17 protein-coding genes and 1 pseudogene are annotated in these 15,121 nt (G+C 42.4%); 13 read left to right on the plus strand and 5 right to left on the minus strand.

Translation table 11 applies throughout. The features are described from left to right. Positions 1–68: 68 nt before the first annotated feature. Both yidC and ELQ35_RS07650 read right to left on the minus strand, forming a co-directional pair. A complete protein-coding gene (gene yidC / locus ELQ35_RS07645; RefSeq protein WP_126864631.1) occupies positions 69–818 on the minus strand; it encodes a membrane protein insertase YidC in 750 nt (249 codons plus the stop codon). 52 nt (positions 819–870) lie between these two features. After that, complete coding sequence (locus ELQ35_RS07650) at positions 871–1,158, minus strand: hypothetical protein (RefSeq protein WP_126864231.1); 288 nt, start codon at positions 1,156–1,158, stop codon at positions 871–873. Positions 1,159–1,349: 191 nt separating this feature from the next. On the opposite strand from ELQ35_RS07650, the gene ELQ35_RS07655 reads away from it, so the two are divergent. The 3 genes from ELQ35_RS07655 (at position 1,350) to ELQ35_RS07665 (ending at position 3,893) form a co-directional block, all read left to right on the plus strand. Further along, positions 1,350–2,846: a UDP-N-acetylmuramoyl-L-alanyl-D-glutamate--2,6-diaminopimelate ligase gene (locus ELQ35_RS07655; protein ID WP_126864232.1), complete on the plus strand. Its 1,497-nt coding sequence runs from the start codon at positions 1,350–1,352 to the stop codon at positions 2,844–2,846. Positions 2,847–2,949: 103 nt separating this feature from the next. Next, positions 2,950–3,276, plus strand: a complete 327-nt coding sequence (locus tag ELQ35_RS07660; RefSeq protein WP_126864233.1) for a DUF3243 domain-containing protein — start codon at positions 2,950–2,952, stop codon at positions 3,274–3,276. Positions 3,277–3,425: 149 nt separating this feature from the next. Then, positions 3,426–3,893 carry a transporter gene (locus ELQ35_RS07665; protein ID WP_246026013.1) on the plus strand — a complete coding sequence of 156 codons (468 nt, stop codon included), beginning with the start codon at positions 3,426–3,428 and terminating at the stop codon, positions 3,891–3,893. A 63-nt stretch (positions 3,894–3,956) separates the two neighbouring features. Here the strand turns inward: ELQ35_RS07665 and ELQ35_RS07670 are convergent, their stop codons facing one another. Continuing rightward, entirely contained in the window at positions 3,957–4,796 is an 840-nt protein-coding gene (locus ELQ35_RS07670; protein ID WP_246026014.1) for a glycerophosphodiester phosphodiesterase, read from the minus strand. Positions 4,797–4,956: 160 nt separating this feature from the next. Here ELQ35_RS07670 and ELQ35_RS07675 point away from each other — a divergent pair, with 160 nt between their 5' ends. The 3 genes from ELQ35_RS07675 (at position 4,957) to ELQ35_RS07685 (ending at position 5,676) form a co-directional block, all read left to right on the plus strand. Next, positions 4,957–5,175, plus strand: coding sequence for a DUF1659 domain-containing protein (locus tag ELQ35_RS07675; RefSeq protein ID WP_126864234.1), 219 nt, complete (start codon positions 4,957–4,959; stop codon positions 5,173–5,175). Positions 5,176–5,207: 32 nt separating this feature from the next. Continuing rightward, the gene (locus ELQ35_RS07680) at positions 5,208–5,426 is read left to right on the plus strand and encodes a DUF2922 domain-containing protein (RefSeq protein ID WP_126864235.1); all 219 of its coding nucleotides are present in this window, start codon (positions 5,208–5,210) and stop codon (positions 5,424–5,426) included. A 91-nt stretch (positions 5,427–5,517) separates the two neighbouring features. Continuing rightward, the gene (locus ELQ35_RS07685; RefSeq protein ID WP_126864236.1) at positions 5,518–5,676 is read left to right on the plus strand and encodes a YvrJ family protein; all 159 of its coding nucleotides are present in this window, start codon (positions 5,518–5,520) and stop codon (positions 5,674–5,676) included. A 132-nt stretch (positions 5,677–5,808) separates the two neighbouring features. Here the strand turns inward: ELQ35_RS07685 and ELQ35_RS07690 are convergent, their stop codons facing one another. Further along, a complete protein-coding gene (locus ELQ35_RS07690) occupies positions 5,809–6,228 on the minus strand; it encodes an organic hydroperoxide resistance protein (protein ID WP_126864237.1) in 420 nt (139 codons plus the stop codon). Positions 6,229–6,485: 257 nt separating this feature from the next. Here ELQ35_RS07690 and ELQ35_RS07695 point away from each other — a divergent pair, with 257 nt between their 5' ends. From ELQ35_RS07695 to ELQ35_RS23720, 7 genes and pseudogenes are all read left to right on the plus strand, one after another. Then, entirely contained in the window at positions 6,486–6,941 is a 456-nt protein-coding gene (locus tag ELQ35_RS07695; protein ID WP_126864238.1) for a hypothetical protein, read from the plus strand. Between the two features lie 93 nt (positions 6,942–7,034). Beyond that, positions 7,035–7,160: a hypothetical protein gene (locus ELQ35_RS23430; RefSeq protein WP_281278111.1), complete on the plus strand. Its 126-nt coding sequence runs from the start codon at positions 7,035–7,037 to the stop codon at positions 7,158–7,160. 457 nt (positions 7,161–7,617) lie between these two features. Continuing rightward, a complete protein-coding gene (locus ELQ35_RS07700; RefSeq protein WP_126864239.1) occupies positions 7,618–9,195 on the plus strand; it encodes a peptide chain release factor 3 in 1,578 nt (525 codons plus the stop codon). Positions 9,196–9,614: 419 nt separating this feature from the next. Beyond that, positions 9,615–10,151, plus strand: a complete 537-nt coding sequence (locus ELQ35_RS07705) for a glycerol-3-phosphate acyltransferase (protein WP_281278115.1) — start codon at positions 9,615–9,617, stop codon at positions 10,149–10,151. 13 nt (positions 10,152–10,164) lie between these two features. Beyond that, positions 10,165–11,775 (plus strand): aminotransferase class V-fold PLP-dependent enzyme, encoded by a 1,611-nt coding sequence (locus ELQ35_RS07710; RefSeq protein ID WP_126864241.1) that lies wholly within the window; start codon positions 10,165–10,167, stop codon positions 11,773–11,775. Continuing rightward, a complete protein-coding gene (locus ELQ35_RS07715) occupies positions 11,772–13,625 on the plus strand; it encodes an LTA synthase family protein (RefSeq protein WP_126864242.1) in 1,854 nt (617 codons plus the stop codon). The genes ELQ35_RS07710 and ELQ35_RS07715 overlap by 4 nt, the downstream gene beginning before the upstream one ends. A gap of 7 nt (positions 13,626–13,632) precedes the next feature. After that, positions 13,633–13,701: pseudogene (locus ELQ35_RS23720) on the plus strand (ATP-dependent Clp protease proteolytic subunit); the annotation flags it as partial. A 70-nt stretch (positions 13,702–13,771) separates the two neighbouring features. Here the strand turns inward: ELQ35_RS23720 and ELQ35_RS07725 are convergent. Continuing rightward, positions 13,772–14,959 carry an FtsW/RodA/SpoVE family cell cycle protein gene (locus ELQ35_RS07725; protein ID WP_246026015.1) on the minus strand — a complete coding sequence of 396 codons (1,188 nt, stop codon included), beginning with the start codon at positions 14,957–14,959 and terminating at the stop codon, positions 13,772–13,774. Positions 14,960–15,121 lie beyond the last annotated feature (162 nt).

Raw genomic sequence — 15,121 nt, forward strand, 5'->3', positions numbered from 1 at the left:
TGTCCGCACGAACGGGACAGCTTTTTTATCGCGCATTAACGGACAGTAAGCCCCCAACTAGTTTCATCTTACTTTGATGGAGCGCTTATTTCAGGAGATTGCTCCGTGTTTAGTTTGAATCGCTTTTGAAGGATCAGTGTTTGTAACATTAGAAACAATCCGCCGATCGACCAGTAAAGCGGAAGGGCAGCCGGTGCATTGAAGGAAAAGAATAAGATCATGACCGGCGACAGCAGCCCCATGGCTTTCATGCTGTTTTGCTGTTCGACTGGCATATTCTGCAAGGAAACCCTAAATTGCAGATAATAAATGATTCCAGCGATGATCGCCATGATATGGTCCGCGTGGCCGAGATTATACCAGAGGAAATTATGGGTAGCAATTTCGTGCGAACCTTTTATCGCATAATAAAAACCCATTAGAATCGGCATTTGAATCAGAGCCGGAAGGCATCCCATATTCAGTGGATTGATCCCGTGTTTTTGGTACAGCAGCATCATTTCCTGCTGGAGCTCTTTTTGTTTGACCGAGTCCTTCGTTTGTTTTATTTTAGCTTGAATGGCAGTCATCTCAGGCTTGAATGCCTCCATCTTGCCTTTCATGGTTTGCTGTGCCTTGTACTGTCTAATTGTCAGCGGCATGAGCAAAAGACGGATCAGCAGGGTCATGAGAATAATGCTGATGCCAAAATTGCCGTGAAAGATATCAGCAAAGAAATTGATCAGAGTTGTCATCGGATTCACAAGAACAGTATGAAAAAATCCGTCATTTTTCCCTGGCGACGCTGAACAGCCAGTTAAAGCCAGTACCAAAACCATAATCGATAGATAAATTTTTTTCAATATCGTTCCTCCTCGTTGTGTTAATCAGTTAACAAACGAAGAGGATGGACGGTTCATCCGAGTCATCGGGAGCTTGTTTCCTTCTGATATAGGACAGGAACCGGATAATCCCATTCCATTCCATGAATAGAAAAGGGATTCCAGAAGGCTTGCCTGAATGAATCCGGATGATGGCTTCCTTTCTGTGGAATGAAAAGGAATTGCCCTCATTAAAAAAATAAATCGCCGTCATAGGGAGCATGATTGCCAGAAACCAGCCTGCCCACACAGCGTTGCGTATGGTGTTGTAATCTACTTCAAGAAATAATTCCCACATAGGAATCCCTCATTTTAAAAATCAGATTAAATTTCAATTGCAACTATTATAACAACTTTTCTCTTAATAAGAAAACAATAATTCCATTGATAGAAACAGAACGTATTGGGCAAACAAATAATAGAGATTAGCAAATTTGCCTTTTATTTAGTGCACTTTAGGAAGAATACGGTAAGGAAGTGTTGAGAAAGATGGAAATTATCCCGCTTCTCCATTCCATTAAGGAACTCATTGTGAAGATTCCACCCATCCCGGAATATAATATTACTGGGATTGAAATGAACTCTCGTCATATAGACAAGGGTTATATTTTCACGGCCATTCCCGGTTTTACCTACGATGGGCATGACTATATCGATGATGCCATTCAGAGAGGGGCTGCTGCTATTGTCGGCGAGAAGGATCTGGATTTATCTGTGCCATACATACAAGTAACCAACAGCAGGGAGGCCGTTGCCCGACTTGCAGGCAGCTTTTACGGACATCCGTCAAAAAGGCTTAAATTGATTGGAGTGACTGGAACGAACGGCAAAACAACCACTGCATATATGTTAAAGCATATATTAAATCAAGCCGGGTTTAGCTGCGCTTTGTTGGGAACTGTTTCATACATAATAAATGGAGAAAACGTTGAGTCAGCCAATACGACTCCTGATGCGATTCAGCTCCAAAAACTTTTAGCAAAAAGCAAAGATGAATATGTAATAATGGAGGTTTCTTCGCATGCCCTGGACCAGCGAAGAGTGGAAGGCATAGAATTTGACTTTGGGATATTTACGAATTTAAGCCATGACCATCTTGACTATCATCATAGTATGGAAAATTACTTCTCCGTCAAAGCAAGCCTATTCCTTGCCTTTTTAAAAAAGGGTGGAAAGGCGATCATTAATCATTTGGATGAGTACGGCGCGAGACTGTCAAAACTTTTACAAATGAAGCAGATTACGGCTTTCACTGTGGGAAAAGCTGCACATAACGACATTCGTATCGATAACGTCGAAATATCAGAAGGAAGCTGTTTCACCTTAACGGGGGGCGGTGTCCAGCATAGGGTAGATATGACTTTTCCCGGAATCCACAACGTGTACAATGCGGCACTCGCCTTTTCGACAGCAAAGCTCATCGGCATTCCTGAAGAAGACATCATTGAGGCGCTTGAGAGCTTTGACGGTGTCCCTGGGAGGTTTGAGATGTATTCCCATCCAGCCGGGGCAACCTTTGTGATTGATTATGCCCACACCCTGGATGCGGTGGAATATTGTTTAAAGACGGCAAAACAACTGGGCGCTAAGAGGATAGCTCATATCTACGGTTTTCGGGGCGGACGGGACATCTCTAAGCGGGAGAAGATCGTGAAGAAGTCTGCGGAAATGTGTAATTATTTCATTCTAACATTTGATGATTTAGACGGAATGAAAGAAGATGTAATGGAAAAGGAACTTAGACAATTGGCATCGCAGTATGGAGGCGGCAAAGGAAAAGTGATTCCGGACAGGACCCTTGCGATTTTAGAAGCATGGCTTGATGCGTGTGATGGAGAATGGGTTATTATTACCGGTAAAGGACCCGAATACTATAAAGAGATATTCACAATGCCGGCACATTCCGATAAGGAAATGATAGAAGCGCTTTTACACGATCCTGGCCTGCCATCCAGTGACGGTGGAAACGGAGAGTTTTTAATGTAGGGCAATCAATCCTTTTCATTTTACATCATAGTATATTTTCAAGGTTTGGATTGCTGGAATTCGGGAATTGGATACACATACGACCGAAAAGGAGTGATGTATTTTGGGAAATGCCTATGAAGTGAACAATACTGCAAATGAAGGAAAAGTGGAGGAGAAACTGCAGTCTTTGAGCGAAGAGAAAAAGAATGAGGTTCTATCAAGTTTCGAATCGTTTAAGAATTATTTAGCCGATAAAGTTGCAAAAGGTGAAAGTCTGGGAATGAATGAGGAACAACTGGCTAAAACAGCGCAAAAAGTGGCAGATTATCTTGCGGATCATGAAGAAGCTCGTAATCGAGAGGAAAAACTGCTTCAGGAGTTATGGAAAGCGGGTAATGAGGAAGAACAGCATAAGCTGGCCCATATGCTTGTAAAGATGGTGCAATAACAAACAGGAGGCTTGCCAAATGAGGCGGCCTCCTTTTGATTCTTTTTAATTGAAAGTAACTTCAGTTGAACATAGGGTATGCGTGACAGGCACACATAGTCATTCGTCTACATATGGATAAAGGGAAATTGAATTATGGGGTGAGATAAATGAATGAATATGAATCTTTTTACCCAATGTTCCCTTATGACGGGGTAAATTACTATGAGCCGCAAAACAATCATCAACAGGACGAATTTGATTATGGAAGAAACACACCGCCACGCCCGCCATTCCAGGGCGGCCCGGGTTATGAAGGATACCCGCCTCCACGTCCGCCATTCCAGGGCGGATCTGGTTATGGAGGACCTCAGGGCGGCCCGCCGACATCCCCGCCTCCATCCTTTGTACCGCAAACGGCCCAGCAAATAGGAATTCAAGCGGTTGATCCGGGTGCTTTGAGAGGATGCTTATACCGCTATACGTATGTATGGCTTAGAAATGGACGCTCGTTCTGGTTCTATCCGATTTTTATCGGAAGGAATTCTGTAGCAGGCTTCCGCTGGAGGCAGAACTCGCGAAGATGGGTATACTTTGGAATTGACTCCGACTTAATCCGATCTTTCCAATGTTATTAGGTTTTTATTGAGCGAATATGCAAGACAAATCCCCTTTACTTTATCCTTTAAGGGGGCCTTTTTTTATGGCCTTTTTTGAAAAAGATCAGGGAAATCTGTTGTGATGCCGTCAAGGTTCATTCTTTCAAACTTTCGGATTTTCTTCTGATTGTTGACTGTCCAGGTAAAGGTTTTCATTCCATGTTCATGAATCCTTTTCTTTAATTTGGCAGTCATCATGGTTTGCTTTGGATTGATAAAATGTGCAAATGCGGATAATTCTTTTAGCTTTTTCCCTGAGATGCCCTTCGGATTATGCTTGATCAATACACCGACGGGAATCGAAGGCAAAAGTAAGTGAAGCTTTTTTACGGATCTAGTGTCAAAGGACTGAACCATGAGTATGGGAGTTTCCTTTTGATGCAGATTCCTTTTGATTATTTCACCTGCCAGCTTTTCTTCAATTCCTGGGTATTGAGAGGGTGTTTTTAATTCAATTAGGATACCTGCTTGTGGCAGAAGCCGATCAAGCAACTCTTCAAACGATGGTATGCATTCATTCTTGAAATCCCTGTGGAACCAGCTTCCCGCATCAAGCTGTCGCAGTACGGCAAAATCTTGATCACATACATAACCAATTCCATCCGTTGTCCGTTCAAGGGTAGGGTCATGGATAACAACAAGTTCACCGTCCCTGCTAAGCCGGATATCGATTTCAATGAAATCTGCTCCAAGTTCAATTGCCTTTTTATAAGAAGCCATCGTATTTTCCGGGCAATAGCCGGCCGCTCCCCGATGAGCTATTTTAAGGGGAGAAAAGCTTTGAGGACAGCTCATCTTTCTGGCAGCCTGCTTTTTCATTCTTGAAAAAACGGCAATCAGAGTGGTAAAAAAAAGCAAGGAAATGAAAATAATAAAAGCCATTCCGGACTGCCCCTTCCTTATTAAATAACCCATTTATAATTACCTTCTGGAGATTTAGCAACCTAACTTAAATTTTAGCAACCAAATCAGAAAATCAGCAACATGCATGCTACTTTTTCCTCCTTTCAAGTTATATAAGGAATGAAAGGAGGTGAGCGGCATGGCGAACCAAAGTTTATATGCAAGCACATTAAGAGTCACGTATGAAACTGGGTTAAACGAAAAAGGTGAACCACAGCTTAAAAGAAAAGCATTTTCAAATGTAAAGACGTCCGCAACAGCAGACCAATTATTGCAAACAGCCCAATCAATGGCCAACCTGCAGCAATTTATCGTCGTTGAGATTGCCCGTCAGGACACAGCAAGCATTATCGCCTAATTTTAACAGAAAAAGGGAAGGAGGTGAAATAGATGGCAAAGACATTAGAAATGATTTTTGTTACTCAGGAAGGGAAAACCGCTTCGATTACAATTGAAGAACCGAAGGAACCGGTAGATATCAATGCAGTAAAGCAGGCAATGGACGTGATCCTTGCAGCTAATGTATTTACCTCTCCATCAGGTGACTTCGTCGGCAAAAAGGGAGCAAGAGTCGTCGAAAGAAATGTAAATGAATATGAAGTAATCTAAGCTTGCGTGCTGGGACATAGATGAGCTATCATCCAGACTTTCATCTATGGACCAGCCCTTAGTTGAAGGAAAAGAAAGGCAGGTGAATGAAATGGATCAACTGCTGCCGTTTGTCAGTGACGTCGGATTTCCGATTGTGGTCACTCTTTATTTGCTTCATAGAATTGAAGCAAAACTTGATGTCCTCAATGATACGATGAGCAATCTTCCAAACCGACTGCGGGATGGAATCCAGAATAAATTCAGCTAAACAAAACAGAAGGCAGTATGGATTTGTTGATCCCTACTGCCTTCTGTTTTGTTTATATCATCGGAATGTGAAGCGGTTGATCGAACATAATAAAAAGGCAAGCAGCATCAATAGCCGCCTTGCCTTTTTGGTTTATAAAACGGTAATGGTAACTTCGATATTTTCTCTTGTCGCTTTTGAATAGGGGCAAACCTGATGTGCTTGCTCGGCAAGATGTTGTGCTTCTTCCTTGCTTACCCCTGGAATCGAAACATCCAGCCGGACTGCTAATTTAAATCCGTTGTCCGCTTCGTCTTTTCCGATCGTCACATTGGCGGTTACCTCGGTTTTGTCGGCATTTACCTTTTCTTTGTGGATGACGAGATTTAAGGCACTGTCATAGCATGCTGCATAACCCGCGGCAAATAGCTGTTCCGGATTCGTTGCTTTCTCTCCGGAACCGCCCATTTCCTTTGGCATTCGGACATCAAAATTAATCACTCCGTCCTCAGATTGCACATGGCCTTCCCGGCCGCCGGCAGCGGTAACTGCTGTTGTATATAATGGCTTCATCAAAACATCTCCTTATCTGTAAGATACACTGTAGTAATTCCCTAATATACTTTCGCTAAACTATGATAATTTTTTATATTGGGTGGCAGAGGTAATCAATCAACGGGGCATACCAATCATTCATTATGTTCGCTGCAGTTTTGATAACTTTACCTTTTTTCTAGATGATGTTGTTAAAATAGCAATGAGAATTCCTGCTTCATGGATGTTTAAGTTTTTGGGTAACGGATAGACTTGCGGATAAAGGAGGTTTTACAATGAATAAATATATTTTACCAATCTTGATTGCCGGGACTTTTTTGGGAGGCTGTACACCTGAATCTGATCAGAGCCAGCCAAAAGGATCTGCCGAGGATCTCGAAACGATGCAGCAGACCCATGCAGTGGATGAAAACGGCTCTGAGAATCATGCTGATATTGTGCTGGGAGTAAATAAAGTACTTGCGAAAATAAAAGAATTGGACACGAATAAGGATGACAATACGGATGCAAAATCTCTTAATGCAAACGGCAAACAGATCGAAGAGGAATGGGATAAGATCGAAAAGAAGGTAGAAAAGTCGTTTCCAGAAGACTACAAAAACATCGAAGAAAGCTTATATCCTTTGATTGCCGAATTAAAGAAAGCCGAGCCCGATGTAGCAAAAGTCAATGAGTGGAGTAATCAGACAAAAGCTAAACTTGATCTATTCAGAATGAAAGCCGGACAATAAAAGATTGGTGGATTTGACCAATGGCATTTTCTAATTGATGTTTCCCTTCCTGTAAAAGCGGGTAAGAAACTAACAAGAAAGGATGATGCTAAGGTGAGAAAAGGTATTATGAAACGAATCATGATTGCGGCGCTTCCGCTGGTGATCAATGAGGTAAGAGAGTATATGAAAAACAGAAAGAAAGTCAAAAGAATACAACAGGTGAATACGGTGAAATAGAGGCGCTTATTGCAAGCGTCTTTTGCTTTTTTAAGGGATCTTTTGGTTAGGGATTGGATGGAAATAGTTCACAATAAGTGGTAATTCAAGCGAAAAACATTGTGATTTAAGCGAACACTTCGATAATTAAGCGAAAAACGACAGGTTTTAAGCGAAAAAAATAATAATTAAGCGATACCACAGTCTATTTAAGCGAAACCCTAATTTACACCCTTGAATACAATATAAAATCCAGACGGTGGCTAATGGACTGATTTTTCTCCCGGGAGATAGCCAAGTAAGAAGCCATTATGATATATTTCTTTATGTGCGAAATTAACGCGGCTTGCCTCATATATATGGAAATCGCCGCCAATTGAAGAGGAAAGGCAGAAATCCAATGTGAAAAATTCCAAATGCCTTGAAAGGCACAATATAGATTTGCTGAAACGATTTTGAATAAAGGAAGGTATTATTAATGACTATTACTTTACGTGATGAGGTCCAATCGAGAAAGACCTTTGCGATTATCTCCCACCCGGATGCCGGGAAGACAACACTGACTGAGAAACTGCTGTTATTTGGGGGAGCGATCCGGGATGCCGGTACGGTTAAGGCAAGAAAGACAGGAAAATATGCGACAAGTGACTGGATGGAAATCGAAAAGCAACGCGGCATTTCGGTAACGTCCTCTGTCATGCAATTTGACTACAGCGGTTTTCGGGTGAATATTCTTGATACGCCAGGCCACCAGGACTTCAGTGAAGACACATATCGTACGCTGATGGCTGTTGACAGCGCTGTTATGATCGTCGACTCTGCTAAGGGGATTGAGGATCAGACAATTAAATTATTTAAGGTTTGCCGGATGAGAGGCATTCCGATTTTTACTTTCATTAATAAAATGGACCGTCAGGGTAAAGCACCGCTTGAACTGCTTGCAGAATTGGAAGAGGTCCTTGGGATTGAATCCTACCCAATGAATTGGCCGATTGGGATGGGGAAGGATTTTGTCGGGATTTACGACCGTTTCAACAACCGCATTGAGCAATTCAAGACTGAAGGAAAGGATCGTTTCCTTTCGCTTGATGAAGAGGGAGAACTTGCAACAGACCATGAGTTGAAGGATTCTCCTCTCTACGAACAAACACTTGAAGAGATCATGCTGCTCTCGGAGGCTGGCAACCAATTCTCCGAGGAAAGAATCGCCAAAGGGGAATTAACCCCCGTATTTTTTGGAAGCGCACTAACTACGTTTGGGGTACAGACATTCCTTGACGCCTATTTGAAATTTGCGCCGACCCCGCAGCCGCGCGAGGCTTCAAGCGGTGAAGTGGATCCAATCAGCAAGGACTTTTCCGGATTTATTTTTAAGATCCAGGCGAATATGAACCCGAAACACCGGGACCGTATCGCTTTCTTACGGATTTGTTCAGGCAAATTTGAAAGAGGGATGAGCGTTTTCCTTAGCAGGACGGGAAAACCGATCAACCTTTCGTCATCCACAGGGTTCCTTGCTGATGACCGTAACACGGTAAACGAAGCGGTGAGCGGTGATATCATCGGCCTTTACGATACAGGTAATTATCAAATCGGCGATACAATAACGACTAGCAAAGATATGTATCAATTTGAACGTTTGCCGCAATTCACTCCGGAGTTGTTTGTCCGGGTTAGCGCTAAAAACGTCATGAAGCAGAAGCATTTCCATAAGGGTATCCATCAGCTTGTCCAGGAAGGAGCTATTCAGCTGTTTAAGACAGTCAAAATGGAAGAATATTTTCTTGGCGCCGTCGGACAGCTTCAATTCGAAGTATTTGAACACCGCATGAAGAATGAATATAACGTCGATGTCATCATGGAACGGATCGGAAGCAAGATCACACGCTGGGTTGAGGACGAAAAGGTAGATGAAAACCTGCATAGTTCAAGAAGTATCCTTGTCAAAGACCGTTACGATAAATACGCTTTTCTTTTTGAAAATGAATTTGCACTGCGCTGGTTCAATGATAAAAATCCGGATGTAAAATTATACAATCCAATGGATTTGAGATAAAAAGAAGAAACTAAAAACTACCTGTCCCCGATAGAATATAGGGAACGGGTAGTTTACAGTTGTTTTATGGATCAGTTAAGTTTTTTTATCCGGTTTTTCTTAAATCAATTACATATATTTAGTCAACGCTCTCTTTTTGTACGCTCATACTGTTTTTTTTACATTTCGTTGTTTTCCAGCACTCCTATGAACCGGTCAACGACCTTTTGAGACAGCCTCTTTTTTCTTCTAATCCTGAACCCTTCTTTTACTAACTTTTCGTGTTATATCTGAGGATGAAAGAATTTTGCTTTCCACGACAAAACACCCCGTTATATAATGGCAAAGAGGGAATTCATTTCATTGATAACCATCTGCGTTATCCTGGAAAGTAGGTAAATGGTATCCTTTATTTATTTTTGATTGTTTATTCTTATGTATTGGGATGCGTGAACGGTGCTTATTATGTAACCAGGTATTTGGCAGGAAAAGATATACGCCTTTTGGGAAGCGGAAATGCCGGGGCGCGAAATGCTGGCAGACAGCTTGGTAAAAGAGGGTTTGCATTCACATTAGTCATCGATATTGGCAAGACGATTCTCGCCCTCTTAACTGTAAGCTTTATTGCTGATGGCGGCGAGTTGGCCTTGATTATAAGCGCAGTGGCGGTTTTGCTCGGTCATTTATTTCCTTTTCAGCTTCGTTTTCAAGGTGGGAAAGGGGTGGTCGTGTTTCTGTCTGCTACCCTGTTTTTGGTGCCGGAAGCGATATTGGTAACAGGGATTGTCCTCGCAATCGGTTATCTATTGTTCCGCCGTTTTACATTGCCGGGGCTTGTCTCTTTAGCTACCATTCCGATCTCTTCCTGGTTTTTTACTGCGTCCCTGGTTTATTCGATCGGATTGCTCTTCTTGTTTCTTGCCGTCATTCTTGCCCATACACTAAGCTTGCGCCCCTCATCTACTTCGAATACGTAAAGGAGCGATACGGATGGATTCATTACATCTCATCTATAAAATAGCATCTGAACGTGATGAGTTTGAACAGATATACAAATTGAATTATCAGACCTTTGTCGAGGAAATCCCGCAGCACAGCCGAAACGAACATTTACGGCTGGTGGACCGTTTTGACCATGAAAATACGTATATCATTGTCAAAAAGAAGGAAGAAGTGGTTGGCATGATATCAGTACGCGCCAACCGCCCGTTCTCTCTCGATGATAAAATAGCCAATCTCGATGATTATCTGCCTGAAGGGGCCTGCCCTTGCGAAATCCGGCTTTTATCAGTGAAGGAGGAATTCCGAAAAAGCTATGTTTTTTATAAAATGGTCGATCTTTTGGTTTCCCACTGCCTTGAACGGAAATATAATATGGCGATTATTTCCGGTGTTGAACGGCAATTAAGGTTATACAAAAGAATCGGTTTCCAGCCATTCGCAAGCCTAATTGAAAATGGAGACGCAAGGTTTCAACCGATGTTTTTGACAAAAGAGCAATTTGAAAGTTCCACTAAAGCTTTCAGGAGGATGATGAATCGAAAAGTCCCTTCCGGAAAGCTGCTGAATTTTCTTCCCGGACCAGTGCCTGTGCATAAAGAAGTTGAAAAAGCCTTTGCCATGCCACCCATTTCCCATCGTTCACAACTATTTCTGAACGAAATGAAGGAGGTACGCTATAAGCTTCGGTTATATGTGAATGCTAATTTTGCGCAGGTGGTTGTCGGTACAGGTACGCTTGCCAATGAATTCATTGCCGCACAACTTACCAGGCTGCCTGGTAAAGGGCTAATACTTGCCAATGGCGAGTTCGGTTATCGGCTCATCAATCATGCCCGGCGGTTCAAGCTTGATTTCGATACGCTTGAAAAAGCTTGGAATGAACCTATCCAGGTTGAGGAAATCGAAAGCTATCTGCGGAATCATCGTGACATTAGATGGATATGGACAGTCCACTGCGAAACATCGACAGGTTTTTTATACGATTTACCAGCGATTCAGGATGTTTGCAAGGAGTATCGTGTAGAGCTATGTCTTGACGCATGCAGTTCCGTCGGAGTGGTCCCTGTTGATTTACAGGACGTTTATCTTGCTGCTGCAGTAAGTGGAAAAGGATTGAAATCGTATCCCGGATTAGCGATTTTATTTCATCGGGATACGATTGAGCCTGATGAAACATTGCCGCGATATATAGATCTCGGTTTATATCATAGCAGCGACGGTGTGCCTTTCACCCATTCTTCCAATCTAGCCAGCGCGCTCAATGAGGCTCTTAACTGGAACCATACGATTGATCTTCCTTCTGCTGGAAGAATAAGGAGGTACTTCAAAGAGCAGGAGTTGGAAGTATTCGGGGATGATACCTATTCACCAGGCGTAATTACGATTTGCCTGCCATCGGACCTTTCATCCAGAGAGCTTGGTGACCGGCTGAAAGAGAAAAATATTTTGTTAAGCTATGAAAGTGATTATTTACTGCAAAGGAACTGGATCCAGGCAGCATTTATGGGTGTCCAGGACCCGGAATCGCTGCCATATCTGGCCGCTATGATAAAGCAGGAGGCTGACTTGATGATAAAAGACTGGCAGGCGGCACTATGAAAAAAAAGAAAACAATCAACAAAGACCCTGGTTTGTTCTTTTTGTTTTGCCTGCTTGCATTGTGGCTGAAAACAGTGGTTGTTTCTTTCATCGGTTTTGATTTGCCAGTTCAGAATATTCTCGATGTTTTGCTGATCCTATTTAACCCGATCGGATCACTGATCTTGCTGCTGGGGTGCAGCTTTTTCTTTGGCTTCAGGCTGAACCGCACTATCTTGGTTATCATTATGACGGTGGTGACCGGGATGCTTTACGCTGATTTGCTATATTATCGCTTTTATATTGATTTTGTAACAGTATCGATTCTTTTTCAATTTAAGAATGTGGGCGGCATAGGCCCGAGTACCTTTGAGTTAATGAAGGGATGGGATCTGCTCCTGTTCGTTGATATAATCGCCGCAGGGATGCTGGCAAGGAAATGGGACAGTGGCAGGTTGGCCATCCCGGCTAAAAGAAAGAAGCAATGGATCGTTGCAGGAGCGGCTATGCTTTTATTTACGGCGGGGCTAGGGCTTATCTCCTCATCACATGTATTTTCTGCCTCTTATAATCGCGGCCAGATGGTCAAAGCAATTGGTCCGTACAATTACCATCTGTATGATATCGCCCTTGGATTCCGTTCTCCGATTGACCGCGCCTTTGCGGACAAATCGGATACAGCTTCCATCAAAGAATATTTGTCCGATAAAGAGAATGATACATCCGATTTATTTGGGATTGCAAAGGGAAAAAACCTTGTGCTAATCAGCATGGAATCAACACAGGACTTTGTAATTGGCCAAAAGGTGAATGGGAAAGAAATCACGCCATTTTTAAATAAGCTGATTAACGAAAGTTATTACTTCAATCAGATTTACGACCAAACAGCACAGGGAAAAACATCCGACTCCGAATTCATGATCGATACCGGACTTTACCCGCTTTCAGGTGGTTCCGTTTTTGTACGCAGACCCGAAAATACATTTAACAGCTTGCCTAAAATCCTGAAGAAAAATAGAAATTATTACGCCGCTTCCTTTCACGGGAACGATCCATCGTTTTGGAACAGGAAACAAATGTACGCAACACTTGGTTATGACCGTTTTTTCGCGAAAGCTGATTATCGTGTCACAGATGATAATTCGGTGAATTACGGCATCAAAGACATTCCATTTTTTGAACAGTCCATCAACCGACTGGAAGGTCTTCCTGAGCCGTATTATGCCAAGCTGATTACCCTGACTAACCATTTTCCGTTTTTATTGAATGAAGAAGACCAGATGATTTCCACTGCCAATACTGATCAAGAGGTCGTTAACCGCTATGTAACCACTGTCCGTTATCAGGATGAAGCGATCAAAACGTTTTTTAGCAGATTGAAAGCAAAAGGAATGTATCAAGATACAGTGTTTGTCCTTTATGGAGACCATTACGGTATTTCTGAAAAATATGAAGCGGCTTTGAGTGAAATGCTCGGTGACCAACCAAACCAGGTCAATCACACGAAATACCGGCAGATTCCGGTTGTCATCCATGTTCCGGGACATTCTGGTAAAACAATCGAAAATCTGGGCGGCGAAATCGATATTCGCGAAACGTTGCTTCACTTACTTGGAATTGAAACGAGGGGCTTTATGTCATTTGGCCACGATTTGTTTACAAGGAAAAGCGAACATCCTGTTATTTTCCGGGATGGAAGTTTTGTCGGAGACCGGGTCATCTATCAGGATGAAAGCTGTTATGATAAAAACACAGGGAAGGAAATTGCTCCTGAGGCCTGTGAGCCGTATCAGGAAACGGTACGGAATGAGCTCGATCTATCAGATGAAATAATTTATGGCGATTTATTGAGATTTATGAGAAACCACTGATCATACGGACCGTGGTTATTTCATGAGAATGGAAGAAGCGAAGGAATACGGAATTGTGGATGAGATTATCACTTAAGGCAAAATAAATTTCTTGCTATAAGTGGATTAATATAGACAAAAAGCAGGCGGTACTCCGCCTGCTTTTCTTAGATGCTTTTGTTTTGTACAGCAGCCTGTGGTTGCTCCATTTCTTTTTGCTCCAATAAATTCATCCGCATAATGACATTTTCCATGATGCCGATGGAAATCATTAGCAGCAGCAATGATGAACCTCCATAGCTTATGAACGGCAGGGTGATTCCAGTGATCGGAATCAGTCCGGTTACACCGCCGACATTGATGCCTACTTGGATCCCAATCATGGAGGATATGCCAATCAGCAGCAGACTTCCAAAGGGGTCCTTGCATTTCGCTGATAAAATAAAACCTCTTAATACGATAAAGCCAAGCGTCAGCAGAACAAATAATACACCAAAGATGCCAAGCTCTTCGGCAATTATCGCCATGATAAAATCAGTATGTGATTCGGGAAGATATCCATATTTTTGGACGCTGTCACCCAGCCCAACCCCTGTTATTCCCCCAGATCCGATCGCAAGCAAGGAATTTACCAGCTGAAAGCCGTCGTCACCTTTCTCAAAAGGATCGGAAAGACCAGTGAACCTCGATACCCTTTCCTCTGAAAAAATTTCTGAAGCATTTCCGGTTATCACGACAGCCAGGGAAATGATTCCGGCGACTAATAAAAATATCATCAGCAATTTTCCCATGCTTTTTAGATTCATTCCGGAACATAGGATGATCGTGCTTGATATTAACAGGACAATCGCGGCGCTTCCGTAGTCAGGCTGAAGGATGATTAAAAAACAGATGCCTGCCAGAAAGACAATTGGCGGAATGACTGCCTTATCGATATTGTTGATCCGGTCCTGCCTTTTCCCGTATATCGCCGACAGATAGATAATAATCGCCAGTTTGGAGAATTCAGCAGGCTGTAAGCTCCGTGCACCAAGCCGCAGCCAGCTCGTCGCATTATTAGCTGTATGTCCGAAGATGGAAACGAACAGAAGCAGGAGGGCAATAGCGCCCATCATGATCATTAGAAATAATTTATTCTTATATAGTTTGTAAGGTAGAATCATGATAATAAACATGAAGATAAACGAAAGAATCAAGGCATTTTTTTGGTTTTGAAAAAAGTAATCCATTGATCTATCGTAACGGGCTACTGCAGTAATCATACTTGAACTATATACCATAACTAATCCAAATAGGGAGAGCAGCACAACAGCGATGAAGATGGGATAATCATAAGCTCTGAGTATTCGTTTCAATTGTGCATTCACCTCTTGTTCAAAACATGCTTTCAAAGTGCTTTCTTCTATAGTAACGGAAAAACCTTCTTAATGTAATAAAATATTATTCTTTCTTGTTTCATTGTGAAAATGGACCTTTTTTTCAGAATTTTCCCGCCTTTATTTGACTATCTTCAATGC

It is taken from the genome of Peribacillus cavernae (assembly GCF_003989135.1).
Lineage (GTDB): Bacteria > Bacillota > Bacilli > Bacillales > DSM-1321 > Peribacillus > Peribacillus cavernae.

Excerpts from the sequence above, each read along its gene's own strand:
- yidC (WP_126864631.1), bottom strand. The coding sequence starts at position 818 with ATGGTTTTGGTACTGGCTTTAACTGGCTGTTCAGCGTCGCCAGGGAAA.
- ELQ35_RS07650 (WP_126864231.1), bottom strand. The coding sequence starts at position 1,158 with ATGTGGGAATTATTTCTTGAAGTAGATTACAACACCATACGCAACGCT.
- ELQ35_RS07655 (WP_126864232.1), top strand. The coding sequence starts at position 1,350 with ATGGAAATTATCCCGCTTCTCCATTCCATTAAGGAACTCATTGTGAAG.
- ELQ35_RS07665 (WP_246026013.1), top strand. The coding sequence starts at position 3,426 with ATGAATGAATATGAATCTTTTTACCCAATGTTCCCTTATGACGGGGTA.
- ELQ35_RS07670 (WP_246026014.1), bottom strand. The coding sequence starts at position 4,796 with ATGGCTTTTATTATTTTCATTTCCTTGCTTTTTTTTACCACTCTGATT.
- ELQ35_RS07675 (WP_126864234.1), top strand. The coding sequence starts at position 4,957 with ATGGCGAACCAAAGTTTATATGCAAGCACATTAAGAGTCACGTATGAA.
- ELQ35_RS07680 (WP_126864235.1), top strand. The coding sequence starts at position 5,208 with ATGGCAAAGACATTAGAAATGATTTTTGTTACTCAGGAAGGGAAAACC.
- ELQ35_RS07685 (WP_126864236.1), top strand. The coding sequence starts at position 5,518 with ATGGATCAACTGCTGCCGTTTGTCAGTGACGTCGGATTTCCGATTGTG.
- ELQ35_RS07690 (WP_126864237.1), bottom strand. The coding sequence starts at position 6,228 with ATGAAGCCATTATATACAACAGCAGTTACCGCTGCCGGCGGCCGGGAA.
- ELQ35_RS07695 (WP_126864238.1), top strand. The coding sequence starts at position 6,486 with ATGAATAAATATATTTTACCAATCTTGATTGCCGGGACTTTTTTGGGA.
- ELQ35_RS07700 (WP_126864239.1), top strand. The coding sequence starts at position 7,618 with ATGACTATTACTTTACGTGATGAGGTCCAATCGAGAAAGACCTTTGCG.
- ELQ35_RS07710 (WP_126864241.1), top strand. The coding sequence starts at position 10,165 with ATGGATTCATTACATCTCATCTATAAAATAGCATCTGAACGTGATGAG.
- ELQ35_RS07715 (WP_126864242.1), top strand. The coding sequence starts at position 11,772 with ATGAAAAAAAAGAAAACAATCAACAAAGACCCTGGTTTGTTCTTTTTG.